This is a genomic window from Paraburkholderia phenazinium (genome assembly GCF_900141745.1).
GTDB lineage: Bacteria > Pseudomonadota > Gammaproteobacteria > Burkholderiales > Burkholderiaceae > Paraburkholderia > Paraburkholderia phenazinium_B.
Map to the genome: position 1 here is coordinate 4,019,468 of NZ_FSRM01000001.1, position 22,276 is coordinate 4,041,743.

The 22,276-nt window shown below is 62.9% G+C and carries 23 protein-coding genes and 1 other RNA gene; 14 read left to right on the top strand and 10 right to left on the bottom strand.

Annotated features, from left to right (window positions below; genetic code table 11):
- Positions 1 to 54: 54 nt before the first annotated feature.
- Both BUS06_RS17985 and BUS06_RS17990 read right to left on the bottom strand, forming a co-directional pair.
- Positions 55 to 4,320 carry a translocation/assembly module TamB domain-containing protein gene (locus tag BUS06_RS17985; RefSeq protein ID WP_074265488.1) on the bottom strand — a complete coding sequence of 1,422 codons (4,266 nt, stop codon included), beginning with the start codon at positions 4,318 to 4,320 and terminating at the stop codon, positions 55 to 57.
- Between the two features lie 60 nt (positions 4,321 to 4,380).
- Complete coding sequence (locus tag BUS06_RS17990; protein WP_074265489.1) at positions 4,381 to 6,213, bottom strand: autotransporter assembly complex protein TamA; 1,833 nt, start codon at positions 6,211 to 6,213, stop codon at positions 4,381 to 4,383.
- Between the two features lie 307 nt (positions 6,214 to 6,520).
- On the opposite strand from BUS06_RS17990, the gene BUS06_RS18000 reads away from it, so the two are divergent.
- The 4 genes from BUS06_RS18000 to panD all read left to right on the top strand — a co-directional run bounded on the left by BUS06_RS18000 (position 6,521) and on the right by panD (position 9,035).
- Positions 6,521 to 6,706 carry a DUF3460 family protein gene (locus BUS06_RS18000; RefSeq protein WP_074265491.1) on the top strand — a complete coding sequence of 62 codons (186 nt, stop codon included), beginning with the start codon at positions 6,521 to 6,523 and terminating at the stop codon, positions 6,704 to 6,706.
- Between the two features lie 2 nt (positions 6,707 to 6,708).
- A complete protein-coding gene (locus tag BUS06_RS18005) occupies positions 6,709 to 7,584 on the top strand; it encodes a segregation and condensation protein A (RefSeq protein ID WP_074265492.1) in 876 nt (291 codons plus the stop codon).
- 192 nt (positions 7,585 to 7,776) lie between these two features.
- Positions 7,777 to 8,610 carry a pantoate--beta-alanine ligase gene (panC, locus tag BUS06_RS18010; protein WP_074266170.1) on the top strand — a complete coding sequence of 278 codons (834 nt, stop codon included), beginning with the start codon at positions 7,777 to 7,779 and terminating at the stop codon, positions 8,608 to 8,610.
- Between the two features lie 38 nt (positions 8,611 to 8,648).
- Complete coding sequence (panD, locus tag BUS06_RS18015) at positions 8,649 to 9,035, top strand: aspartate 1-decarboxylase (RefSeq protein WP_074265493.1); 387 nt, start codon at positions 8,649 to 8,651, stop codon at positions 9,033 to 9,035.
- 16 nt (positions 9,036 to 9,051) lie between these two features.
- Here panD and BUS06_RS18020 read toward each other — a convergent pair whose 3' ends face one another.
- The gene (locus BUS06_RS18020; protein WP_074265494.1) at positions 9,052 to 9,690 is read right to left on the bottom strand and encodes a ParA family protein; all 639 of its coding nucleotides are present in this window, start codon (positions 9,688 to 9,690) and stop codon (positions 9,052 to 9,054) included.
- A gap of 167 nt (positions 9,691 to 9,857) precedes the next feature.
- Between BUS06_RS18020 and BUS06_RS18025 the strand changes: the two genes are divergently transcribed.
- The 3 genes from BUS06_RS18025 (at position 9,858) to BUS06_RS18035 (ending at position 11,089) form a co-directional block, all read left to right on the top strand.
- Positions 9,858 to 10,277, top strand: a complete 420-nt coding sequence (locus BUS06_RS18025) for a PaaI family thioesterase (protein WP_074265495.1) — start codon at positions 9,858 to 9,860, stop codon at positions 10,275 to 10,277.
- Between the two features lie 144 nt (positions 10,278 to 10,421).
- Positions 10,422 to 10,667 (top strand): AbrB/MazE/SpoVT family DNA-binding domain-containing protein, encoded by a 246-nt coding sequence (locus BUS06_RS18030; RefSeq protein WP_074265496.1) that lies wholly within the window; start codon positions 10,422 to 10,424, stop codon positions 10,665 to 10,667.
- Positions 10,667 to 11,089 (top strand): type II toxin-antitoxin system VapC family toxin, encoded by a 423-nt coding sequence (locus BUS06_RS18035; RefSeq protein ID WP_074265497.1) that lies wholly within the window; start codon positions 10,667 to 10,669, stop codon positions 11,087 to 11,089. Before BUS06_RS18030 ends, BUS06_RS18035 begins: the two co-directional genes overlap by 1 nt.
- A 182-nt stretch (positions 11,090 to 11,271) precedes the next feature.
- Here the strand turns inward: BUS06_RS18035 and BUS06_RS18040 are convergent, their stop codons facing one another.
- The 3 genes from BUS06_RS18040 to BUS06_RS18050 form a co-directional block, all read right to left on the bottom strand.
- Positions 11,272 to 11,688 (bottom strand): DoxX family protein, encoded by a 417-nt coding sequence (locus BUS06_RS18040; protein ID WP_074265498.1) that lies wholly within the window; start codon positions 11,686 to 11,688, stop codon positions 11,272 to 11,274.
- 281 nt (positions 11,689 to 11,969) lie between these two features.
- Positions 11,970 to 12,818, bottom strand: coding sequence for an ABC transporter ATP-binding protein (locus BUS06_RS18045; RefSeq protein ID WP_074265499.1), 849 nt, complete (start codon positions 12,816 to 12,818; stop codon positions 11,970 to 11,972).
- On the bottom strand, positions 12,815 to 13,858 hold the full coding sequence (locus BUS06_RS18050; RefSeq protein WP_074265500.1) for a FecCD family ABC transporter permease: 1,044 nt from the start codon (positions 13,856 to 13,858) through the stop codon (positions 12,815 to 12,817). Before BUS06_RS18050 ends, BUS06_RS18045 begins: the two co-directional genes overlap by 4 nt.
- 410 nt (positions 13,859 to 14,268) lie before the next feature.
- Here BUS06_RS18050 and BUS06_RS18055 point away from each other — a divergent pair, with 410 nt between their 5' ends.
- The 5 genes from BUS06_RS18055 to BUS06_RS18075 all read left to right on the top strand — a co-directional run bounded on the left by BUS06_RS18055 (position 14,269) and on the right by BUS06_RS18075 (position 16,798).
- On the top strand, positions 14,269 to 14,640 hold the full coding sequence (locus BUS06_RS18055) for an ATPase (RefSeq protein WP_074265501.1): 372 nt from the start codon (positions 14,269 to 14,271) through the stop codon (positions 14,638 to 14,640).
- Complete coding sequence (locus BUS06_RS18060) at positions 14,637 to 14,951, top strand: cell division protein ZapA (protein WP_074265502.1); 315 nt, start codon at positions 14,637 to 14,639, stop codon at positions 14,949 to 14,951. The genes BUS06_RS18055 and BUS06_RS18060 overlap by 4 nt, the downstream gene beginning before the upstream one ends.
- A gap of 89 nt (positions 14,952 to 15,040) precedes the next feature.
- Positions 15,041 to 15,222: non-coding RNA, 6S RNA (gene ssrS, locus BUS06_RS18065), on the top strand.
- 84 nt (positions 15,223 to 15,306) lie between these two features.
- The gene (locus BUS06_RS18070; protein WP_074265503.1) at positions 15,307 to 15,765 is read left to right on the top strand and encodes an EVE domain-containing protein; all 459 of its coding nucleotides are present in this window, start codon (positions 15,307 to 15,309) and stop codon (positions 15,763 to 15,765) included.
- Positions 15,766 to 16,072: 307 nt separating this feature from the next.
- On the top strand, positions 16,073 to 16,798 hold the full coding sequence (locus tag BUS06_RS18075; RefSeq protein ID WP_074265504.1) for an SIMPL domain-containing protein: 726 nt from the start codon (positions 16,073 to 16,075) through the stop codon (positions 16,796 to 16,798).
- A gap of 99 nt (positions 16,799 to 16,897) precedes the next feature.
- On the opposite strand, the gene lgt is transcribed toward BUS06_RS18075, so the two are convergent.
- Together lgt and BUS06_RS18085 are read right to left on the bottom strand one after the other, a co-directional pair.
- Positions 16,898 to 17,803, bottom strand: coding sequence for a prolipoprotein diacylglyceryl transferase (gene lgt / locus BUS06_RS18080; RefSeq protein WP_074265505.1), 906 nt, complete (start codon positions 17,801 to 17,803; stop codon positions 16,898 to 16,900).
- 46 nt (positions 17,804 to 17,849) lie between these two features.
- Complete coding sequence (locus tag BUS06_RS18085; protein WP_074265506.1) at positions 17,850 to 18,806, bottom strand: LysR family transcriptional regulator; 957 nt, start codon at positions 18,804 to 18,806, stop codon at positions 17,850 to 17,852.
- A 122-nt stretch (positions 18,807 to 18,928) separates the two neighbouring features.
- Between BUS06_RS18085 and ilvD the strand changes: the two genes are divergently transcribed.
- Both ilvD and BUS06_RS18095 read left to right on the top strand, forming a co-directional pair.
- A complete protein-coding gene (ilvD, locus tag BUS06_RS18090) occupies positions 18,929 to 20,602 on the top strand; it encodes a dihydroxy-acid dehydratase (RefSeq protein WP_074265507.1) in 1,674 nt (557 codons plus the stop codon).
- Positions 20,603 to 20,713: 111 nt separating this feature from the next.
- The gene (locus BUS06_RS18095; protein ID WP_074265508.1) at positions 20,714 to 21,040 is read left to right on the top strand and encodes a c-type cytochrome; all 327 of its coding nucleotides are present in this window, start codon (positions 20,714 to 20,716) and stop codon (positions 21,038 to 21,040) included.
- 69 nt (positions 21,041 to 21,109) lie between these two features.
- On the opposite strand, the gene BUS06_RS18100 is transcribed toward BUS06_RS18095, so the two are convergent.
- Both BUS06_RS18100 and BUS06_RS18105 read right to left on the bottom strand, forming a co-directional pair.
- Complete coding sequence (locus BUS06_RS18100; protein ID WP_074265509.1) at positions 21,110 to 21,712, bottom strand: DUF2486 family protein; 603 nt, start codon at positions 21,710 to 21,712, stop codon at positions 21,110 to 21,112.
- A gap of 105 nt (positions 21,713 to 21,817) precedes the next feature.
- Positions 21,818 to 22,234, bottom strand: a complete 417-nt coding sequence (locus tag BUS06_RS18105) for a DNA polymerase III subunit chi (protein WP_074265510.1) — start codon at positions 22,232 to 22,234, stop codon at positions 21,818 to 21,820.
- Positions 22,235 to 22,276: the final 42 nt, after the last annotated feature.

The following is a 22,276-nucleotide window of genomic DNA, read 5'->3' on the forward strand; positions in this document are numbered from 1 at the left end:
ACCGACGTGCTTTTTTGCTTTGCGAGCATGCTGGGGCAACCCGCATGCATCGCCCTACTGCTTCGACTTGCCAAACCACGGCCAGCGATCGAAGCGCCGCGTGTACAACAGGTTCATCCCCTGGAACGTCCCGCCGTACGCCACCACCGACCAGTAGCGCGTCAGATTGACCGTCGCCTTGATCGCATTGCTCGCCGACTGCAGGCCTTGCTCATATCCCAGCACCAGCCACTGGTTGATGGCCTTCGACACCATCACGACCTGCGGATCCGTCAGCCCCACATCGCTCGTGCCGATCGAAAACTCGTCGAGCCCGAACGTCTGCGCGATCCGCTTGCCTTGCGTATTGCCGAGCAGCGCCAGGGCGGTCGTCATCGCACTTTGCTGACCGAGGTTGTTGCCCTGATCGGTGCCGTGGCCAAACAACAGCCATGACAGCTTTTCGTTGTCGGGCACGGACGGCTCCGAGATCAGCTTGGCGACCGGCGCGTCGACGGTACCGGTCACCTGTACGCCCGCTTCGACCTGCTGGTTGCGCCGCATCGCCAGAATGTTGATGCCCGGATTGGCCACCGGACCGTTGAACGTGAAGAAGCCGTTCTCGATGTTCAGCTTGCGCCCGAAAGCGGTATAGGTCGAGCCTTGTGTCACGCGCACGTCGCCCACTGCGCGCAGCGGCGCGTCAGGCGCGCTCAGCGCAGTGATCTTGCCGGTCAGCCCGAGGTCCGCGCCCTGACCGCGGAAGCGGAACTTGTTGCCCAGATTGATCTCGACGGTAGCGGTCGGCGCAAAGCGGCTTGCCGGCTTGTTGCCGGGGAGCACACCCGGCTTCGCCTCGCCGGGCACCGTGCCGTCAGGCCGCACGACCACCACGTCATCACCGAGCTTGGGCGCCGCCTGCTCCGGCATGTCGAAAAGCGCGTGATCGACGGTGAATTTCCCATTGATATTCATGGCCCCGAGGTGTCCGCCGTTGGCCACGGTCGCGCTGCCCGAAAGCGACAGATTGCGGTCCGGCGCCGCGAACAGTTCCAGCTTGTCGGCAACAATGCTCGCGGTCAGATCGGGCTCCGAACCGTCGAGGCGCACCTTGCCGGTAGCGCGCAACGTGCCGGTTGCGCCGTGGAATTCAACCTGCTGGAAGTCCACCAGATTCTGCGACAACGCAATGCGGATCACTCCATCCTTCAACTGGATGCCCTGATCGACCGCAGTGGCCGAGATGCCGTCACCCAGCAGCGACCCCGACACGCTTGGCTTCGCCACCGTGCCGCCAAGCGCGAGCTTCAGCGCGAGATGGCCGTCGAGCATATAAGTCGGGCCGAGCAGACCGCCGGTGGTCTTCAGCGACGGCACATTGGCGTCGATATTGCCCGTGAGCGGCGCCTCGTCGTTGATACTCAATGCACCGTTGTTCATCGCAAGCGTCGTGTGAGCGTCGGCGTCGATCACGCCGATCCGGCTCGCCTGCGCATGCACCGTCGCGTTCAGGCGATTGCCGGCGCTGAAGTCGACGCGCGCCGAGAGATCGGTGATACCCATCGATGCAAGACCGTTGCCGATTTCCACCGTCACATCGCCGCCGCGGCGCTTCAACTGGATGTGGCCGCTCGCCGTGTTGCCGAGCGCGAAGTCCCAGTCGCCGTCGAACACCAGATCGGTTTTCATCGGCGGCGGCTCGCCGGTGAACTCCTGCTGGATCGACATCAGGCGCGCCACCGAAACGCCCGTCAGCGAGCCGGCCGACTGGATGCGTCCGTGATCCAGCGCGAACGATTTCAGATCGAGCACCGCGCCTTCCAGCGTCAACCGGGTTGCGCCGAGCGTCACGTGGTTAGGCGCCGCGCTGATGGTTAGCGGCGATTCGAGATTGATCGAAGGCGTGCCGCGATTCTGCAACTGCGTGACGGTGCCATCCCAGGCCGTGCCTTGCGATGTATCGGAGAGGCGGCCATTGGCGGCCAGCGTCAGGTCGAGCGGCCGCTGATACAGCGTGCCGACCGCCTGGGCTTGCAGCGTATGGTGCGCGCGCGTGCCGTTCAGGCGCGCGCTGAGCGTCGACAGTTCGACGCCGTTTGTGCTCAGGTCACGCGCGTCGGTCGTAAAGACCATCGCGCCGTTCGCACCGTCGCGCAACTCGGCGTGGCCCTCCGCGTGGCCGAGCTTGTTCGCGCCGAACACGACGCTATCGGCCTTGTAGTCCAGCGTGACATTCGGATGCGCAAACGAGCCGGTCACATCGCCGTTGGCGGTAACCTGCCCGGCCAGACCGAAGCCGAGGCGCTCGATTTGCGGGGCATCCGCGCGAAACCGCAGCCGGTCGCCCGGCGCGCCGAAGCTGCCCTGCAGATCGACCTGGTTGCCTGCTACTGACAGCGTGAGCTTGCTGGGCAGGATCCGCGAACCTGCGAGCTGGATCGTGCCGCCGCCGGTCATCGGCAAGTCGTCGTAGACGCTCTGGCCAAGTTTGATCTCAGCTTTGGTCGTGAAGGTAGGACCGAGCACGCCGGCTGCCGTGATGGTGCCGTTGACGCGCGCCTGGATCTTCGGCGACGGAGACGACGATGGTTTTGCGGCAGGCGCCGAGCGCTTTGCCGGAGGTACCGGGGCTTGTGCTGGACGCACCGGGGCTTTTGCCGGTGTCGCCCTGGCAGGATTGCTGCGGCCCTTGCCGTCGTTTGCTGCAGCGCCGGCTGGCGAACGCGAAGGCATCTGCGAAGTCAGACCGAGCGGATCGAAATCGGTCAGTTGTGCTTTCAGGTTGTATGTGGAACTGGCGTCGTGTTTGATGGCGCCCGAGAGGTCAATCCGTCCGCGGCCCGAGGTGATCCGCACATCGCTAAAACTCATGCGCGCCGGGTCAAACGTGATTTTGCCCTGGGCGCGCAGCGCGGCCTTGGGATCAGCGAGGTCGAGCGTGATGCTCTGCACGTCGTCATTCAGGCGAATGCCGATCGGCCCGGCAAGCTGGGTTGAGCGCACGCTCGCTTCGAGCGCGTTCAGGTCGAGACCGGCCACATGCAGATCGAGTTGGCCACGCTTGCCAGTCAGCGTGCCCGCGCCTGTGAGCGTCGCGTTCTTGACGAGTCGCACGTTCAGATTCGAGATGCTTTGGGCGTGCGCATCGAGCCGCACGTCGGTATGGGCTTCGATGAGCGGCAGCAGATGTTCGTCGATCGCGCCCGGTTTCGCGTTGACGATCGACACCTGACCAGCGACTACAAAGCCAGCGGCAGATCTCGCCGCGGGGGCGGCGGTGGTCGAGGCGCTCGCTGCAACCGGACCGGCAACGCTCCCGCTCGCAACCACACCACTCCCACTCGCGCTCGCCGCACTCGCCGCCGCTGCGCCACCGCCGCCCTCACCCACAACCGGCTGCAGATCCGCCCGCACCGCCAGATCCGCCAACGGCGCACCAGGCGCGAAAGCCTGCGGGTTAATGTGATCGAACGTCAACGTCGCGCGCTGCAGCGGCACCTCGGCAAACGGCGTCGCCTCCACGTGCGCATGGCCCGCGAGTTTCATGCCGCTCGCATCCAGTTCCGCCATCAGCGTCTCGAGCGTGCCGCTCAAGCGCCCGCTGACCTGCACCGGCTCCTCATTGACCTTGCCCGAGTAACCAATATTGCCGCTCAACGGAAACGGCCGCACGCCATCCAGCTTCGCCGCCGCCGTCACCGAACCAAACGGCGTATCGAGCCGATCGATCGCGGCTTCGTGATGCTGCCCATCGCTGCGTCCATGGAAAATGAAATGCGAATACTCAGCCGTCGACCCGCCTTGATGCAACAGCAGCGTATCGACCCGCACGTCACGTATCTCGATCTGCATCGGTAAGCGCAGGTCCTTCGGCAGGCTCATCGGCGAACTGCTGCTGGATGAGGACGAGCCGATCCGCGCGTCGATGGTGCCCACATGCAGATAGTCGACCGCAAAACGCCACGGCCGCCCGCTCACCGCCCAGCGGCCATCGACCTTGTCCACCTTGATGTCCGTGCCGCTGCCATCGAGACTGCGCCACTCCACCCCGTGCAAACGCAAGCCCGTGATCAGCGCGCCGCCGTCCAGCGTGCCGGTGAGGCGGCCGCCCAGCAGCCTCACTGCAGCGTGCCACGCATAGGCAGTGCCGCGTTCAGTCGCCACCGCGCCGTATAACGCTCCCGCCAGCAATGCCACGAGCACCACCGGCACCCCCATAAACCACGCGAGCAGCGTCCACAACCGGCGCTTGCGGCGCACGGGAGGCGGCGTCTCAGAACCATCCGGCGTGGTGCCACCGGGTGTCTGCGGAGGAGGGTTGGCGGAAGAATCCGTCGTCATACTCGAGCCATGCGAATCACAATGCCTGAAGCGAAAGTCACTGCAGTTGGAAGTAAAAGATCAAAAGGCGATGCCGAGCGTCAGATACGGCCGGATATCCTTGTTACGAATCCCGTACGCGAGGTCGACGTTCACTGGCCCCACCGGACTGCGCCAGCGCGCGCCAAAACCCACGCCGGGGTAGAACACTTTTTCGCCCCATGTGTCGGTGGCCGTGCCGATGTCGAAGAACACCGCGCCGCCCCAGTCATGGGTGAACCAGTGCTGGTATTCGCTCGAAGCTGTAATCAGGTATTTGGTCGGCAGCACCGAGCCGTCGACGTTATTGCCGATGCCTTCGTAGCTATAGCCACGCACCGAGTTCGAGCCGCCTGCCCGGAACAGCAGCGAGGCCGGAATGCCGCTCGAACTGCCCGACGTGAACACACCGCCGAATTCAGCACGTATCAAGACGAGATCGGATTTGCCGACCGGGAAGTACTGCTGGGCACGCGCATAGAGGCGCCCGAAAGTCTGATCGGCCAGGGCGCCCTTGACCGCGAAACCCGCTTCGACGTGAAGCAGGTTGCCGGAGCGCGGAAACAGCGGGTCGTCGGTATTACGGCGCGTCCAGGTCCATGCGGGCACGAGTGCGTGGGCGGTAATCGGTCCGACCGCATTCTGGTCGAGCCTGTCGTCGTAATAGAAGAGCGAGTAGCCGTAGTCGAGGTACTGCGATGTGCGGGTGGTTTGCACGCCGGCGCGAATACTGTAGATGCGGGTATCGGACACATTGGTGGTGCCATACGAGGCCAGCACGCTATTGGTCCACGCGCGCTCGCCCGGCGGCATCGACAGCTGGATCTGGCCGAACTGTTCGATCTGGTCGATCCGGCCGCCCACCGTGAACGGATACGCTGCGCCGAAGGTATTCAGATACGAGTAGTTGCCCTGCACCTGCGGACCGGTATCCGTGGCGTAACCCACGCCGCCGCGAATGCTGTTGTAGGGATATTCGCTGACCTTCACCCGCACCGGTGTCTCGAGCGGCTTGGCCGGGTCGTTGCCGACGTCGATCGCGACGCTCGCGTAGTACGGCGTGTTCTGCAACTGGCGTTGCAGTTCAGCCACTCGCTGCACGTCGTAAATGGCGCCGACGGAAATCGGATTCACGTTGTCGACGATCTTCGCGGGATAGCGCTCGGTGCCCACCACTTCGAGCTTGCCCATCGTGAAGGTCGGACCGCTGTCGAAGGTGACGGACAGCTTCGCCTCATGCGTGCGCGGATCGATACGTGCCTGCGACTGCGTAATCTTCGCCGCCACATAGCGGCGCGCTTGCAACGCACGGAGGGCCGCGCTTTTGGCATCGTCCCAGCCGCCCTGCGAGAACGGGTCGCCTTCATGCAGCGAAAAGGCAAAACGGGTGGCGTTTTCCTGCGCCGGATCTTCGGTCAGCACCGGCCCGTTGAATGACAGCGTAACGGAAGAAATTGTGGTCTGCGGACCGGGATCGACGCTCACCGTGACGCGCTTCTTGCCGTCGACCGTACGAACGTCGGTGCGCACCACCGGCGAAAAATAGCCCGCGGTAGCGGTCAGGTCGCGCACCTGCTGCGGAGTCGCGGTGACCAGAAAGTCGAACTGGTCGTCGCTGACATCGTCGCGTTTGGCGAAGCGGGCGATATCCAGATGCTCCTCGAGCAGCTTGCGCACCGCGCGCGGCGAGGCCTGGATATCGACCTTGTAAGCTGCGCGTGCCTCGACAGCCGCGAACGCAAGCCAGACCAGACCCAGCGTCAGCCATGCGCGCACCAGCCACGCCGCGCCCTGAGCGTGGCGCGCGAGCCGACCACGCCGCGCAGCCGGTTTGCCATGTTGCACACGCGACGGTTCGATCGCACAACCCGCCAAACAGGACCTCCGCGGCCGTTGTTGATGAAAGATTCCGCTTGCCGGCCGCTGCGGCGGCCCGAAGCTCGCTATTTGACCACATCGGCGGCGCCTCGCGGGCATCTCGAAATTGACGGAGGCGGCCTATCCACGCCCTCCCCGGCTGTTCTGGCATGGGCTCTGCAGTTGCGGCTCGCCCGCCTTGGACGTGGCAACCGGGCCGATGTTCCGCGAGTTTTCGCCCACAGGCGACGCTTGCTGTAAAATTGCGTCGACCCGAGCGACGGTCTCAATAACCGCCGCCACTTCCCCATACGGACGTTGAGCCATGTATCAATCGGACATCACGCAGTTCCTGAATCAGTTGAAGGAACAAAAGCCCACCCTCGAGGCGGAACAACGCCGCGGCCGCTCGCTGCTGTGGGACAAACAGCCGATCGACCTCGAAGAGCGCGCCGAGCAGCAAGCCTCGCGCGTGCAACAGACCGCCTACCAGTACTACCAGAACTTCTGAGCGTGAGTTCCGCCGACGAGGCCCGCGCCGCCAAAGCGGCGCAGCCCGACGCTGCGCTCGCCGCGCCCGCGACCGATTCGACGCCCGATACCGTCGACGGCATTGCGTTCGCACGCCTGTACGGCGAGCCGCTTTTCAAGCTGCCGACCGATCTGTACATCCCTCCGGATGCCCTCGAAGTCTTTCTCGAAACGTTTGAAGGTCCGCTGGATCTGTTGCTGTACCTGATCCGCAAGCAGAACTTCAACGTGCTCGACATCCCGATGGCGGATGTCACCACGCAGTATCTGGGCTACGTCGAGCAGCTGCGGCAGACCAATCTCGAACTCGCGTCCGAGTATCTGCTGATGGCCGCGATGCTGATCGAGATCAAGTCGCGCATGCTGCTGCCGGTCAAGAAGGCGGATACCGGCGAGGAAGCCGAGGATCCGCGGGCCGAACTCGTGCGGCGCCTGCTCGAGTACGAGCAGATGAAGCTCGCGGCGCAGCGTATCGATCACCTGCCGCAACTCGGCCGCGACTTCCTGCGCGCCGACGTCTATATCGAGCAGAGCATCACGCCGCGTTTCCCGGACGTGAATAGCGAAGATCTGCGCGCCGCCTGGGCCGACGTGATCAAACGCGCGAAGCTCGTGCAGCATCACCGGATTTCGCGGGAAGAGCTGTCAGTGCGCGAGCACATGAGCGTGATCCTGCGCCGGCTGCAGAACGCACGCTTCATGGAGTTCTCGGAGCTGTTCGACACGACGCGCGGCGTGCCGGTGGTGGTGGTGAACTTCATCGCCATGCTGGAGCTGTCGCGTGAATCGCTGATCGAAATCACCCAGGCCGAGCCATTCGCGCCTATCTACGTGCGGCTCGCGTACCTGCCGGCATAGGCGGCGCCTCGCATTAGAGTCGCGCCTCACTTCGGTGCGCCGATCCGTAGGCACAGCGCGCGCAAATCCACTACAATCCCGCGCTCCGAACCCGTCATCACCGGAACGGGAGCCTGGCCGCCGAAATGATGCCCCATGCACCATTATCGTGCAAACCAGGTCCTGCGCCGCGCGAGGAAAACACGTCCGACCATGAAAGTCATCAGCTCGATCCACGAATTGCGCGACCAGTTGCGCGGCCAGAACCGCACTGCGTTTGTCCCAACGATGGGCAACCTGCATGAAGGGCATCTGTCGCTGATGCGTCTGGCGCGCCAGCATGGCGACCCGGTGGTGGCGAGCATTTTCGTCAATCGGCTGCAATTCGGGCCGAACGAGGATTTCGACAAATATCCGCGCACGCTCGAAGCCGATATCGAGAAGCTGCAAAGCGAGAACGTCTACGTGCTGTTTGCGCCGACCGAGCGCGATCTGTATCCGGAGCCGCAGGAATACCGCGTGCATCCGCCGCACGATCTGGGCGACATCCTCGAGGGCGAATTCCGCCCGGGCTTCTTCCAGGGCGTGTGCACAGTCGTGATGAAGCTGATGTCGTGCGTGCAGCCGCGCGTCGCCGTGTTCGGCAAGAAGGATTACCAGCAACTGATGATCGTGCGCCAGATGTGCCAGCAGTTCGCGCTGCCCACGGAAATCATCGCCGCTGAAACCGTGCGCGACAGCGACGGCCTCGCCCTCAGTTCGCGCAACCGCTACCTGCAGGCCGCAGAGCGCGCCGAGGCGCCGAAGCTCGCGGCCGAACTGAACCGGGCGCGCGATGCCGTACTGGCCGGCAACCGGGATTTCGCGGCTATCGAGCGCGCGGCGATGGACGCGCTGGCCGCACGCGGCTGGCAGCCCGACTATATCGCCGTGCGTAAGCGCTCGAACCTGCTGCCGCCCACCGCGCAGGACATCGATGCGCCGCTCGTCGTGCTCGCCGCGGCCAAGCTGGGCGCCACCCGCCTGATCGACAACCTCGAAATCTGACTAACCGAACACCTGGAAAAAGGCCCAAGAGAACGGTCATGCAACGTCACATGCTGAAGTCGAAGATCCACCGTGCCGCGGTGACTCACTGCGAGCTGCATTACGAAGGCTCATGCGCAATTGATGAAAATCTCCTCGAAGCCGCGAATATCGTCGAGAACGAACGCATCGATATCTGGAACATCAACAACGGCGAGCGTTTCTCGACCTACGCAATCAAAGGAGAGCGCGGCAGCGGGATGATCTCGCTGAACGGTTCGGCGGCGCGGCGCGCGCAACTGGGCGACCTGGTGATTATCGCCACGTTTGCGATGGTGGAAGAAGCGGAACTGAAGGCAGGCTGGAAGCCCGATCTGGTGTTCGTCGACGACAAGAACAAGATCAAGGGCAGCCGCGACCACGTGCCCACCCAGAACTGGACCTAAGCCGGTCCGCTTTCAATCAGGCCTTGGGAGCCTTGCGTTCGAGCCATTCGACGATCGGCTGCCACTGCTCCAGATCCTTTTCGACCCGGCTCTTCGCCACATCCCACAGCGTCAGGCCGTGCGCCGCAAGTTGCACGTAGTTCTGTGTGTCGCGCAGATAGCCCAGCACGGGCAACTGCAGTCCCTCGACAAAGCGATGCAGCTGCTCGGCCGAGCGCGTGCGGGCGTCGACCCGCATGCCCACCACGCCGATTTCAATCCCCCCCTTCCTCACGGCCTTTTCCTTGGCGAGCCGCTCGAGAAATTCCTGGGTGGCGAGAATATCGAACAGCGACGGCTGCAGCGGCACGATGACCTTATCGGCCAGATCGAGCGCAATGCCGAGCCGGCTGCCGTGCAAACCCGCCGGCGTATCGATCACGGCGTGCTCCAGTCCTTTGGGCGGCTTGACCGGCGTCTCCTGGTCGATTTCCCAGACTTCGATGGGCGGCAGCGTGGCGGGCCGCAGTTCGAGCCACGCGTGGGCCGAATGCTGCTTGTCCAGGTCCGCCAGCGCGACCCACTCGCCTGCCGCGGCGAAATAGCCCGCCAGATTGGTCGAGAGCGTGCTCTTACCCACGCCGCCCTTCGGATTGGCCACCACGATTACCGTCATGAATACTCCCGGGAAGATGGCTGGCGCCGCCAGCCGGATTGCCGCTTCTAGTCTGATCTTGCGTCGACCCCGTCGATCCAGCCGTTGATAATATCGATAAATCGAGTTGGACCGAAACCCCGAAGGGGCATTTGGGCTGCCATTCTTACAAAAAAGGAGCGAATACGATGAGCAAATTGCGCGCGGGTTGCACGATCGAGAGCCTGATGGAGCGTCAGCGGGGCAGCTTGCCCGATATGCTGGGAGTGCGGGTGATCGCGCTCGAGGAAGGTTCGCTCACGGCCGAATTGACCGTGCGGCGCGAGTTGCTGGCGCCGAACGGCTTTCTGCATGCGGCAAGCGTGATCGGCCTGGCTGACACGGCCTGTGGCTATGCGTGTATTGCCCATCTGCCGGAGACGGCGCGCAGTTTCACCACGATCGAGTTGAAGAGCAACTTCCTCGGCACCTGCATCGAAGGTACGATCCGGGCGGTCGCCAGGGGCGTGCATCTGGGACGGACAACGCAGGTATGGGATGCCACTGTGTCCGATCCGAACGGCAAGACGATTGCGCTGTTCCGGTGTACGCAGATGGTGCTGGTGTGAGGTGAGCGCGCGGAACGGTGGACGCAGCTTTGCTCCCGCTGGTCACACTGTTCCGACAAAACGGTAGAGAGCAACAGTCGACCTTGCAGATATAGATTGGCACGATATAATGTATCTACCATTATGTAGATACGTGAGGCTTCGATGAACTTGCAGGTGGCAAAATGGGGTAATAGCCTTGCGCTTCGTATTCCCGCGGACTACGTGCGCCATATCGGCATCCGGGAGGGCGACCAGGTTCAGGTGAACCTGACGGTCGATGGCGGCATCAGTATTCACGCCGCAAAATGGGATCGTCGCGCTTTTGCGCTAGAACTGGAAAAGACGCGCGAGTCGATGCCGATGACGGAATCGGTAATGGAAGAGCTTCGGCGCGGAGCGCGCTACTGATGGTGTATGTCGATACGAGCGTGCTTGTTGCACTGTGTGTCAAAGAGGCGATGAGCCCCGCCGTGGCACAGTGGTATGCGGTCTGCTCCGAAGAACTAGGATCCGCGACTTGGTGCGTGACCGAATTTGCCAGCGCCTTGGGCATCAAGCAAAGAACGAAACAGATATCGGCAGAACAAGGCATGCTCGCGTGGCAAACGTTCGAACGTCTTTGCGCCAGCGATCTGCAACTACTACCCGTGGAGCCGTCAACCTTCCATCGCGCTGCCGAGCTGACCCTGGATGCTACAACTGGCCTCCGTGCAGGGAATGCACTGCATCTCGCGGCCGCTCTCGATGCCAACGCCAACAGTGTGGCGACACTCGATGACGTCCTGGCGCGCAATGCCAAGCGGATGAAGATCAAGCCCTTGGCATTTTGAGCGCTGTGTGCGGCAAGTGGCACTCGGCAATATTGGCCAGCGAAAAAGTAAAAACCCGCTCCGGAGTCTGCCAAAGCGGGTTTGCTGGCGGCTCGAATTTGCCTTTGACGCGCGATAGACCAACCGCCATATTTGTTCGACAACACTGCCCGTACGAGACCAGCTAACTCGTACGTGGCCCCTCAAGCCGTCACCGCCCGCGGCACCTTCGCTCCGGCAAGTGCGCCCACGCCGCCGCCAAGCAGCGACTGCACCACCAGCGTCACTGCCCAGAAAGCCGGATATTCCCAGCCGCCGTTTGGCGACGCGAAACCCCAGCCGTTATGCAGGTGAGCGGACATCGCGCCGAGCATGAACGGCAGCAGCACCAGCGCAACCCAGCGAACCTGCACGCCAAGCAGCAAGGCGATGCCGCCTGCCAGTTCGACGAACGTCGTGACATAGCCGAGCCAGCCCGGCAAACCAAGCGATTCGAAAAAATGCGCCGTACCCGGCAACGTGAAAACGAAAATCTTCTGCAGGCTGTGCGCGAGATACAAGACGCCGAGAGCAACACGCAGTAGCGTGGCAGCGAAATCGGCTGAACGGTTCGAGTTCATCAAGAGTCCTTGTCAGTTGAGTGGGACGACGCACGCGCGCCATCGATAGACCGGACTGTATTCGAACCATGGAGTGAGAAAAACTGCCATTCAGACTTAGATTATTTCCGCACAGGAGTTAATAGTCTCAGGCGAACGGGCCGGTTTCTGGAGGTAGCGCGTTAGCGCAGACCGGCAACGAACGAGCGGTAAGCAGACTCGCGGTGCTACTGCATAAAGCGCGGGCTACGCAACGCAGCATTGCCAGACGCTGGGGGACGGAGAAGGCCGGGGCTCGTCCTTCACCCCGCCGGACCAGTGGTGCCCTGCTGCTCGTCGTGCGCGCGCGGCGCAGGAATCAGCGCCTCATGGCCGCCGTCCTGCAACAGGATCAGGGGATAGCCGAACGCGCGGCTCGCCAGCGCCGGTGTCAACACGTCGCGCACCGGGCCGGCGAATGCTCCGCCCACGCCATCCAGCAGCAGCCCGTGTGTCGCGAAGCGCCGCGCAAGGTTCAGGTCGTGACATGAAAACACTACCGTGCGCTTGCGCTCCGTTGCCCAGGCGGTCAACGCCTCGAGGCAGTCGATCTGGTGATGCAGGTCGAGATGCGACAACGGTTCATCAAGCAGCAACAGCGGCGCATCCTGGCAAAGAACGGCGGCCAGTGCCACGCGCTGGCGTTCGCCGCCGGAGAGCGACAGCACGTCGCGCGACGCGAAGTCCGCGAGTCCCAGCAGGTCGAGCGCGGCATGCGCCGCCGCGCGATCGCCCGGACGCTCCCATCCCCAGCCTGCGAGGTGCGGAAAGCGGTTGAGCATCACGATCTCGAGCACGCTGGCGCTGAACGCGTCGTGCGCACTTTGCGGCATCAACGCACGACGCCGCGCGAGCGACACAGGCGGCCACGCTGCGACGCGCAAACCGTCCAGTTCGACGTGGCCTGCTGCCGGCTGCGATAGACCGGCCAGCGTCGAGATCAAGGTGGTCTTGCCGGCACCGTTCGGTCCAGCGATGCACCAGACTTCGCCCGGATAGAAGGTATGCGTGAAGCGATCGAGCAGCGTGCGCTCGCCGGCGCGCAACGTCACCTGTTGCGCGCTCAGGGTCGATCCAGTGGAAGGCGCTGGCGGTGGTGTATGTATTCTCATCGCGGCCTGCGCAAGAGCATCCAGAGAAACACCGGCACACCGATCAGCGCCGTGATCACCCCCACCGGCAATTGAGCGGGTGCAATCACCGTACGCGCAACGAGATCCGCGCCCATCACGGCCACACCGCCGCCAAGCGCGGCAGCGGGCAACAGCATGCGTTGATCGTTGCCGAACGCGAGTCGCAACGTATGCGGCACAACCAGGCCCACGAAGCCGATCGTCCCGCCAGTCGTCACAGCAGCAGCGGCTGCGAGCGACGCCACCAGGTAGACACGCAGACGCAGGCGCATCACAGGGACGCCCAATGCCTGCGCAGCCGCATCGCCGCGCAATAGCACGTTGAGTTGCGGCGCAGCAGGAAGAATGGCCACCAGCACAACCGCCAGCGCCGCGAGTGCGATCCAGGGCAAGCCACCACCGTTCAGATCGCCGGTGAGCCAGAACAGCATTCCGCGCAGGCGGTTATCCGGTGCGAGGGTCAGCAGTAACGTGATCAGCGCGCCCCACCCCGCTGCAATCACGGCACCCGTCAATAGCAGACGCGGCGACGTATCCTGCGGTTCGCCACGCCACAATTCGCGGCGCGCCAGACCGAGCACCAGCAGGATCGAGACGAACGCCCCGGCAAACGCGCTCGCATCGACGAGCCACCACGCGCAGCCGGCCATCATCGCGAATAGCGCGAAGCTCGCGGCACCGCCGGATACGCCGAGCACATAGGGCTCAGCGAGCGGATTGCGCAATAACACTTGCAGCAAGGCACCGGCGACGGCAAGCAATGCGCCGCATGCGAAACCGGCTAACGCTCGCGGCAAACGCAGCGAGCGCACGATTTCTGCTGCGAGATCGGCAGGTGCGCCGGAGTGAGAAGGGAGCGGCATCAACGCAGCAAACACCCGGGCGGGCGTGAGCGGGACGCTGCCGAGCGCAAGCGACGCCAACAGCACAGCGAGCGCCAGAATGGCGAGCACACACCAGATGACTGCAGCACGTCTCGCGTGCATGACCGGCATCGTGCGTGCGAAGATTCGGTTCATCCGCGCAGCCCCACGGCCGCGGACACGACGTCATAGCTGTTGCGAGCCGGGCGCGGGACACACGTTGCGACGCGGGATATTGCAGATGTAGGCCGGCTCATAATCCTGGGTGACGGGCGTCGTCCCCGTTTCCGATTGATCAGCATGCACCGGACAAAATTGCCTGCGCACTGCCCGCAGGCACTGAAGTGCCGCAAGTTTAGGAGCGCCCGCAGAACGCGTCAAGAAAGGTCAAGCAGGCTGCTTTTGGTGCGATGACAGACGGATGAATTTTTGGTTCGGAGGGACGTTCAGGCCGATTCCGCCAGCGAAGTCTGCACAAAGCGATGCTGTTACGTCTCGAAACGAGACAATTGTCGGAACCTGCGACATTCCGCGCTAAAATGCGATGTCTTTAGAGGACGCAGCACATGCTCACCGAACTCGAAACACTTTCACAGAATATCGGCAGACTGATTGCGATCAGTCAGCGCCACAACGAAGCGCGTCAGGCGCTCGAAACCCAGCTCGCCCAGGTGCGCGCCGAAGCCGATGCAACACGTGCAGAGCTTGCGCAGATGCGCGAAGAACGCGACGCACTGCAAGCGGAGCGCGATGCGCTGTCAGCGAAGATCGACGACGCCCAGGTGCGCCTGAACGCGATCCTCGAAAAATTGCCGCGTGCACGCGCTCAAAACGAGCCGGACAATCAGCTCGATCTTCTCGCGCCAGAGCTCGAACTCAATGCGCATCACGAAGAAGAAGCCGGTAGCGCCGTCACCCGCCACGGAGAAAACGCATGACCACCAAGCAGATCGAAGTATCGATTCTCGGCCAGCCGTATCGTCTCGCCTGCTCGCCGGAAACCGAAGCTGCGCTGCTGGAAGCCGTGGCACGCGTCGACGCAGAGATGTCGAAGATCCGCTCGCACAGCAACGTGCGCGGCATCGATCGCATCGCGGTCATGGCTGCGCTCTCGCTGGCATCGGAACTGCTTAAGCTGCAATCGAGCGTGCGCCATGGAGAAGCATTTCCCGCAGAGGAAATCCGGCGTACAATGCACCAGATGAACGAACAGCTAGGTACTGTGATTCAGCAGTACAGCGTGCAGTAAAAAGGTCTAAAGTAGTCGTACGGTCAAATTCAGAATCCAGACGAAGTGCGTGATCAAGGATCAGCAAACGTCTGAGTTCAATCTGTTTAGCTTCCCTGCCTGGTTCGCCAAGGTCATATATTCCTTGAACCAATGCCATGTGCACGGTTGTGGAAATTTGCAGCACGGGTGTGCGCGTCACTCTGTCTGATGTACCCGAAGTGCTGCTAACTGCGACCAATTCTGAACTCCCGGTTCAGGATGCCGGCCTAGCGGCTAAGGCGGGGACCTTATCAAACGGCATCGGACATGGGTCCGGTGCCGTTTTTCTTTTTGGTGCCCAATTTAACGCTCAATTCAACCTTCCATTCGATTCATGCGCTACTGGCTAATGAAGTCCGAACCGGACGAAGCAAGCATCGACCACCTCGCCCACGCGCCGCATCACACGTTGCCGTGGACCGGCGTGCGCAACTATCAGGCACGTAACTTCATGCGCGACGTGATGAAGATCGGCGACGGTGTGCTGTTCTATCACTCGAGTTGTCCGGAGCCGGGCATCGCCGGGATTGCAGAGGTGTCGTCGACGCCCTATCCCGATCCCACGCAGTTCGATGCGAAGAGCCCGTACTACGATCCCAAATCGACGCCTGAGACACCCCGCTGGGTGCTCGTCGACGTCGTATTCAAAAAGAAAGTGCCGCTGATTCCGCTGGCTGCGTTGCGCGAGCATGCTGAACTCGCCGACATGCGTGTGCTCGCCAGAGGCAACCGTCTGTCGATCACGCCGGTCACCGAGGCCGAGTGGCGCTTCATCACAAAGCGGCTTGTTTGAAGTGGCTGCAGCTGTCCAAGCTTGTTGTGCAGCGAGTTTGCGCAGCACTTGCGCGGCATGTCTGAAGACGCAAATGCGAACACAGTTGCTCGTGTGACCGTGGGTCGCAGCAAGGCAATTGTCAAGTTGGGGAACCAAGGCAGCCGTGTGTGCGCCTAACTGGCTCGCAAGCGTCATGCCATCGGGTAGAACGATCAATCCCGCTACTGGCACGCAGCGCTAGTCGTGCGTGGCCTCTTGCAGGTCATCGCACGAACTCAAGCACGAGTCATCGCGCATAACCGCTCAAGCAAGGAGTCCAATACAAATGACGCAAAAAAACGCACGAGCCATCGCACTTGCCATGGCTCTCGCCACTCCCCTCGCGTTCGCATCCGCCGCGGTCCACGCACAAACCGTCACGCAGGCGGAGCCGTCGGGCGTGCTGTCACTGAATGCGCAAGCCAGTGCCGAAGTCCCGCAGGATGTCGTGGACATCACGCTCTTTTACGAACAGGAAGCAAGCGACCCGTCCGCGCTCACCAGCACGCTGAACCAGCGTGCCGACGCAGCACTGCGTCAGGCCAAGGGCGTGAGCGGTGTCACCGCGCGCACCGGCTCGTTTGCGATTTCTCCGTCAACCGATCGCGACGGACGCATCTCCGCATGGCGTGGCCGCACGGAAGTCGTGCTGGAGTCGCATGATTTTGCCGCGGCCTCCAAGCTCGCCGGACAGATGGCATCTAACATGCAGGTGGGTAACGTGCAGTTCTCGCTCTCGCCGGAAGCGCAGCGCGCCGCCGAACAGAAGCTCACCGGCGAAGCGATCGCCTCGTTTCGGCAACAGGCGAGTGCCGGTGCTCAGGCATTCGGCTATAGCGGCTATTCGATCCGCGAGGTCACCGTCGGACATAACGGCGTGATGCCGCGTCCCATGATGATGATGAGCGCGCGCGTCATGGGCGCTGATGCCAAAGCAGCTGCGCCGCTGCCGCTCGAAGCGGGTACGTCGACCGTGAGCGTGAATGTGTCGGGTTCGGTGCAGATGAAGTAACCCACTTGTAGGCCGCAGTAAAACAAAACGCCACGGCATGCCGTGGCGTTTTGTCATTCAGGCAGAGGTGCAGCCCCGTCTGGATGCCTGGATGGAAGCTCAGTTCGCGCCAACCGGCTTGGCCGCTTCGCGGTCCTTGCGTCGATACGCCCACACCAGGATGAGCACGCCAACGATGATCATCGGCAGCGACAGCCACTGCCCCATCGACAGTCCCATCGCCAGCAGGCCGAGGAAGTCATCCGGCTCACGGGCGAATTCCACCGTGAAACGGGCTAGGCCATAGCCGATCAAAAACACCGCAGATATGGCGCCCAGCGGACGCGGCTTGCGCGAGAAGAACCACAACACGAAGAACAGCGTGACGCCCTCGAGCGCGATTTCATACAGCTCCGACGGATGCCGTGGCAGCATGTGATATTGCGCGAAGATCTCGTTCAGATGCCACTTTGCGGCCAGTTCCGGATGCCGTGAGAGCCAGACGGCGTCGTCGTTCGATGCGCCCGGAAACATCATCGCCCATGGCGCATTCGGATCGGTGACGCGGCCCCACAGTTCACCGTTGATGAAGTTGCCCAGGCGCCCTGCGGCAAGCCCTGTGGGTACCATCGGCGCCACAAAGTCCGTGACCTGCAGCCACGAACGACCGCGCTGGTAGGCGAATAGCACCATCGCCAGCGTGACGCCGAGAAAACCACCGTGAAACGACATGCCGCCTTCCCACACCTTGAAGATGTCGAGCGGATGCGCGAAGTAATAGTCAGCCTTGTAGAACAGCACGTAGCCAAGACGGCCGCCGAAGATCGTACCGAGCACGCCGTAGAACAGCATGTCGTCGATATCTTTGGCGGTCCAGCCTTGCGCTGCGACGTACGGCAGACGCAGGCGCAGCCGGCCGACGACGATCGCCAGAATAAATGCCACCAGGTACATCAGGCCGTACCAGCGCACGGCGAGCGGCCCTAGATGGATGGCGATCGGGTCGAAATTGGGATGAATGTGCATCGTGTTGTTATGGGCAGTTCAGGTTCAAAAGCGGATTCAATAAGGCTCAACAAGACTCGACGGTGGCCGCATGCGCCTGCACGATACCGATAAAGCCGGCCAATACCGGACTTACCTGCGCCGTGCGCCAGACCAGCCCCGTCTCGATGGCCGGCACCGATTCGCGCAGCGGCCGGTACACCACGCCGGTGCGGCGCAGATTACGCAGCGATTGCGGCACCAGTGCGACACCCATGCCGGCCGACACCAGGCTCACGATCGTCTGCATCTGGATCGCCTCCTGCGCGACACGCGGCGTAAGGCCCGCGACGCCGTAGCAATCCATAATGATGTCATAAAAGCCAGGCGCGAGACGCCGCGGGAAGATCACGAGCGGAGCATCGGCGACATCGCGCAGGCTGATTGGCGCGTCACGCCACTCCGCGCCGGCCGATGCGCCCCGCCCTTCAACACGCGCCGCCATCTCGGACGACATGGCGATCACCAGCGGCTCGCGTGCGATCGGGAGCCACGACAATTGCGCCGCATGGCGTGGCGGCAGCGGCGCAATGACCAGACCCGCGTCGATGCGGCCGGCCACCAGTTCCTCGATCTGCACGTCGCTGGTCGCCTCGGTCAACTGCAGACGCACACGCGGATGACGCGCCCCGAAGTCGCGCAGCAACGAGGGCAACAGACCGTAATCCGCAGTAGAAACAAACGCCAGCGACAGCAGCCCTGCCTCGCCGCGTGCGAGGCTTTGCGCGAGCGGCCGCAGCGCCTCTGCGCTGGCGAGCAGACGCCGCACTTCAGGCAACAGGTCGGCTCCCACCTGGGTCAGCTCGACCGACCGCTTGGTGCGTGCAAACAGCGCGACGCCAAGCGTCTCCTCCAGCGCCCGGATCGCCTGGGACAGCGGCGGCTGTGTCATGGACAGGCGGGCGGCCGCGTGGCCGAAGTGCTTTTCTTCGGCCACGGCGATGAAATAGCGCAACTGGCGCAGATCGGGCGTAATGGGCAACATGATCGATACATTTTACGACCTAATGGCATGTAAATAATATATTGGACGCGCACATCGAGAAACCGCACGCTTGCGCGACGCACCACCGGCTAAACTGGACTAAGAACAACCTGGAGATACCCATGCCGTACAACCGTCGCTCGAAGAACATCACACAAGGCGTCTCGCGCTCGCCGAATCGCTCGATGTTTTACGCCCTCGGCTATCAGAAGGAAGACTTCGACAAGCCGATGATCGGCATCGCCAACGGCCATTCGACCATCACGCCGTGCAACGCGGGCCTGCAGCGTCTCGCTGACGCCGCGGTCGTCGCCGTCAAGGGCGCTGATGCGAATCCGCAGATCTTCGGCACGCCGACGATCTCCGACGGCATGTCGATGGGCACCGAGGGCATGAAGTACTCGCTGGTGTCGCGCGAGGTCATTGCGGACTGTATCGAGACCTGCGTGCAGGGTCAGTGGATGGATGGCGTGGTCGTGATCGGCGGTTGCGACAAGAACATGCCGGGCGGCATGATCGGACTTGCGCGCATGAATGTGCCGGGCATCTACGTGTATGGCGGCACGATCCGTCCGGGCAATTGGAAGGGCGTCGATCTGACCATCGTGTCGTCATTCGAAGCGGTAGGTGAATTCACCGCGGGAAGGATGTCGCAGGAAGATTTTGATGGGATCGAACAGAACTCATGCCCCTCCACAGGTTCGTGCGGCGGCATGTACACCGCCAACACGATGAGCTCTTCGTTCGAAGCCTTGGGCATGTCGCTGCTGTACTCGTCGACGATGGCCAATCCGGATCAGGAAAAGGTGGATTCGGCGGCTGAATCGGCACGCGTGCTGGTCGAAGCGGTCAAGAAGGATCTGAAGCCGCGCGACATCATCACCAAAAAGTCGATCGAAAACGCCGTAGCCGTGATCATGGCCACTGGCGGCTCGACCAACGCCGTGCTGCACTATCTCGCCATCGCCCACGCGGCCGAAGTGGAATGGAGCATCGAAGACTTCGAGCGCATGCGCAAGAAGGTGCCGGTAATCTGCAATCTGAAGCCGTCGGGCCAGTATGTGGCCACCGATCTGCACAAGGCAGGCGGTATCCCGCAAGTCATGAAGCTCCTGCTCGACGCAGGCATGCTGCACGGCGACTGCATCACGATCACAGGCAAGACGCTCGCCGAAGAACTGAAGGACGTGCCGGCCAAACCGCGTGCGGACCAACAGGTGATCTTCCCGATCGACAAGGCTTTGTACAAGGAAGGGCACCTGGCAATCCTGAAGGGCAACCTGGCCACGGACGGTGCGGTCGCCAAGATCACAGGTCTGAAGAATCCGGTGATCACCGGCCCTGCCCGCGTGTTCGACGACGAGCAAAGCGCGCTGGAAGCGATTCTCGCGGACAAGATCACGGCCGGCGACGTCGTGGTGCTGCGCTATCTTGGCCCGAAGGGCGGCCCCGGCATGCCGGAGATGCTCGCCCCGACTTCAGCGATCATCGGCAAGGGGCTCGGTGAGACCGTGGGCCTGATCACCGATGGCCGCTTCTCCGGCGGCACCTGGGGCATGGTAGTGGGCCACGTCGCGCCGGAGGCGTTCGTGGGCGGCACCATCGCCTTCGTGCAGGAAGGCGATTCGATCACCATCGACGCACACAAGCTGCTGCTGCAACTGAACATCGACGACGCCGAACTCGCACGCCGCCGCGCGGCGTGGAAACAGCCGAAGCCGCGTTACACGCGCGGCGTGCTGGCCAAGTACTCTGCGTTGGCGCTGCCGGCCAACAAGGGCGCAGTGACTGGCTAACGCCGCGAGCACGCTTAAGAAACACGAAGGGGCGCACGAAAAAACCGTGCGCCCCTTTCCTTTTATAATGCCTCCACCACAAGTCGGGCACCTGCACCGACGGAGACCAGAATGAAATCAACGTCGTATGCAGCACTGGCGCTTGCGGGAGTTCTCGCAACCAGCGCCCCGGCGCAGGCGGAGCCCGCACCCGGCCTCGCGCTGGCGCAGCAGCAGAACTGCATGAGTTGTCACTCGGTGAACCGTCCGTTCATGGGACCGGCTCTGCATGACGTCGCGGACAAATACGCTTCACGCGCCGACGCGGAAACCTACCTCGCCCATAAGATCATCGACGGCAGCACAGGCATCTGGGGACAAGTGCCGATGCCCGCCAACACCCAGCTCACGCCCGATCAGGCCGCAATCCTCGCCAGCTGGATCCTGACGCTGAAATAAGGCCTTCGAATTAACTAACGGTAGCGGGTAGCGGCGGCCATCGCCAGGCGCCCTGCCACCGTCACACGCTCAATGCTCAGGCGAACGCCGCCCAATTTCTTCTTCGACCGCTTCGCGCACCCAGCCGGTCATCTCCGTTTCGAGCGCCAATGCGACTTCCCGCGTGATCTGGTTGACCAGCCACGTGGTGTGATCTTGCAGCGCATCACGGCAGCGCGCTTCGATCACCGAACGCCCTTCTCCGGTGAGATAACTGGCAAACCGTCCACGCAGACGTTCGGCCAGCACGTCGGCATCGAGGCTGCGAACCGGCACAACAGGCTCGGGAGCAGTCGCGCGGGCAAAGTGGAAGGCGGAAGTGGCCTCGAAGGGAGCAGGCTCCGGCGCACCGGCCAGTTCGAACGGCGCCGGCGGCTCGGGCAACTCGAAGGCCTCCACGTGGGCATGGGTCACGCTGTGGACAGTTACGCCGTCAGCCGGCTCCACGTCCGGCACCTGCTCATGAGCCGCCGTGTCGGCGGCAGCCCACTCGCCAGCGGCCCTGTCCTCCACGGGCGCAGCGTCGGCCTCCGCGCCTCTGAAGGGCCGCCGGTAATCGGGGTTGCCCGGCACGAGGACCTCGTCGAGGACCGGTATCGAGGTGTCGAAATGAGTATCGGACGAATCGGGCACGAATAGACTCCGTCGATGAATCGGGCGATATAGCGAAGCCGCGTGGCCACCCGGCGCGGACCCTACCGGTGTGCGGCGGCGTCCAGACCCAGTGGCACGGCGACGCTAGCCGCCCTGCTTGTAGTTGTTTAGAGCATAGCCGCGATCGCGATAAAAGCGATAGCGTTCGCGGCCCGCGGACAACTCGTCTTGTGCGTTACCGACCACTTCCAGCAATCTTTCGAAGCGGGCGAACTGCGCCGGCACTTCAGCGCCCAGATTCAGCAGAACCTGATAGTGCGGCACCCGGTCGGCACTGGCTGTCAGCACGATCGGCGTTTGCGCGGCGAGCGGGCTGTCGGCGTAGCAGTGCGGCACGAAGTCGAGCGGCGAAAAGGTCCACAGCTGCTCGTCGAATGCGCGCAGCCGCGGCGGCTCGGCCAGCACGACAGTCGGCTGGCCGGCCAGGTACGCCTTGCGCGCGAGGCGGCACGCGTACAACAGCGAATCGCCGACGTTCGAGTGAAAATCGATTCTCGTCATCGGCGGGTCCGCCTCAGCGCCTCAACACGCGCATCGGTACTG

Bases quoted from the DNA above. Each gene is read 5' to 3' on its own strand.
- BUS06_RS17985 (WP_074265488.1), bottom strand. From the start codon at position 4,320: ATGACGACGGATTCTTCCGCCAACCCTCCTCCGCAGACACCCGGTGGC.
- BUS06_RS18000 (WP_074265491.1), top strand. From the start codon at position 6,521: ATGTATCAATCGGACATCACGCAGTTCCTGAATCAGTTGAAGGAACAA.
- panC (WP_074266170.1), top strand. From the start codon at position 7,777: ATGAAAGTCATCAGCTCGATCCACGAATTGCGCGACCAGTTGCGCGGC.
- panD (WP_074265493.1), top strand. From the start codon at position 8,649: ATGCAACGTCACATGCTGAAGTCGAAGATCCACCGTGCCGCGGTGACT.
- BUS06_RS18020 (WP_074265494.1), bottom strand. From the start codon at position 9,690: ATGACGGTAATCGTGGTGGCCAATCCGAAGGGCGGCGTGGGTAAGAGC.
- BUS06_RS18025 (WP_074265495.1), top strand. From the start codon at position 9,858: ATGAGCAAATTGCGCGCGGGTTGCACGATCGAGAGCCTGATGGAGCGT.
- BUS06_RS18030 (WP_074265496.1), top strand. From the start codon at position 10,422: ATGAACTTGCAGGTGGCAAAATGGGGTAATAGCCTTGCGCTTCGTATT.
- BUS06_RS18035 (WP_074265497.1), top strand. From the start codon at position 10,667: ATGGTGTATGTCGATACGAGCGTGCTTGTTGCACTGTGTGTCAAAGAG.
- BUS06_RS18040 (WP_074265498.1), bottom strand. From the start codon at position 11,688: ATGAACTCGAACCGTTCAGCCGATTTCGCTGCCACGCTACTGCGTGTT.
- BUS06_RS18045 (WP_074265499.1), bottom strand. From the start codon at position 12,818: ATGAGAATACATACACCACCGCCAGCGCCTTCCACTGGATCGACCCTG.
- BUS06_RS18050 (WP_074265500.1), bottom strand. From the start codon at position 13,858: ATGAACCGAATCTTCGCACGCACGATGCCGGTCATGCACGCGAGACGT.
- BUS06_RS18055 (WP_074265501.1), top strand. From the start codon at position 14,269: ATGCTCACCGAACTCGAAACACTTTCACAGAATATCGGCAGACTGATT.
- BUS06_RS18060 (WP_074265502.1), top strand. From the start codon at position 14,637: ATGACCACCAAGCAGATCGAAGTATCGATTCTCGGCCAGCCGTATCGT.
- BUS06_RS18070 (WP_074265503.1), top strand. From the start codon at position 15,307: ATGCGCTACTGGCTAATGAAGTCCGAACCGGACGAAGCAAGCATCGAC.
- BUS06_RS18075 (WP_074265504.1), top strand. From the start codon at position 16,073: ATGACGCAAAAAAACGCACGAGCCATCGCACTTGCCATGGCTCTCGCC.
- lgt (WP_074265505.1), bottom strand. From the start codon at position 17,803: ATGCACATTCATCCCAATTTCGACCCGATCGCCATCCATCTAGGGCCG.
- BUS06_RS18085 (WP_074265506.1), bottom strand. From the start codon at position 18,806: ATGTTGCCCATTACGCCCGATCTGCGCCAGTTGCGCTATTTCATCGCC.
- ilvD (WP_074265507.1), top strand. From the start codon at position 18,929: ATGCCGTACAACCGTCGCTCGAAGAACATCACACAAGGCGTCTCGCGC.
- BUS06_RS18095 (WP_074265508.1), top strand. From the start codon at position 20,714: ATGAAATCAACGTCGTATGCAGCACTGGCGCTTGCGGGAGTTCTCGCA.
- BUS06_RS18105 (WP_074265510.1), bottom strand. From the start codon at position 22,234: ATGACGAGAATCGATTTTCACTCGAACGTCGGCGATTCGCTGTTGTAC.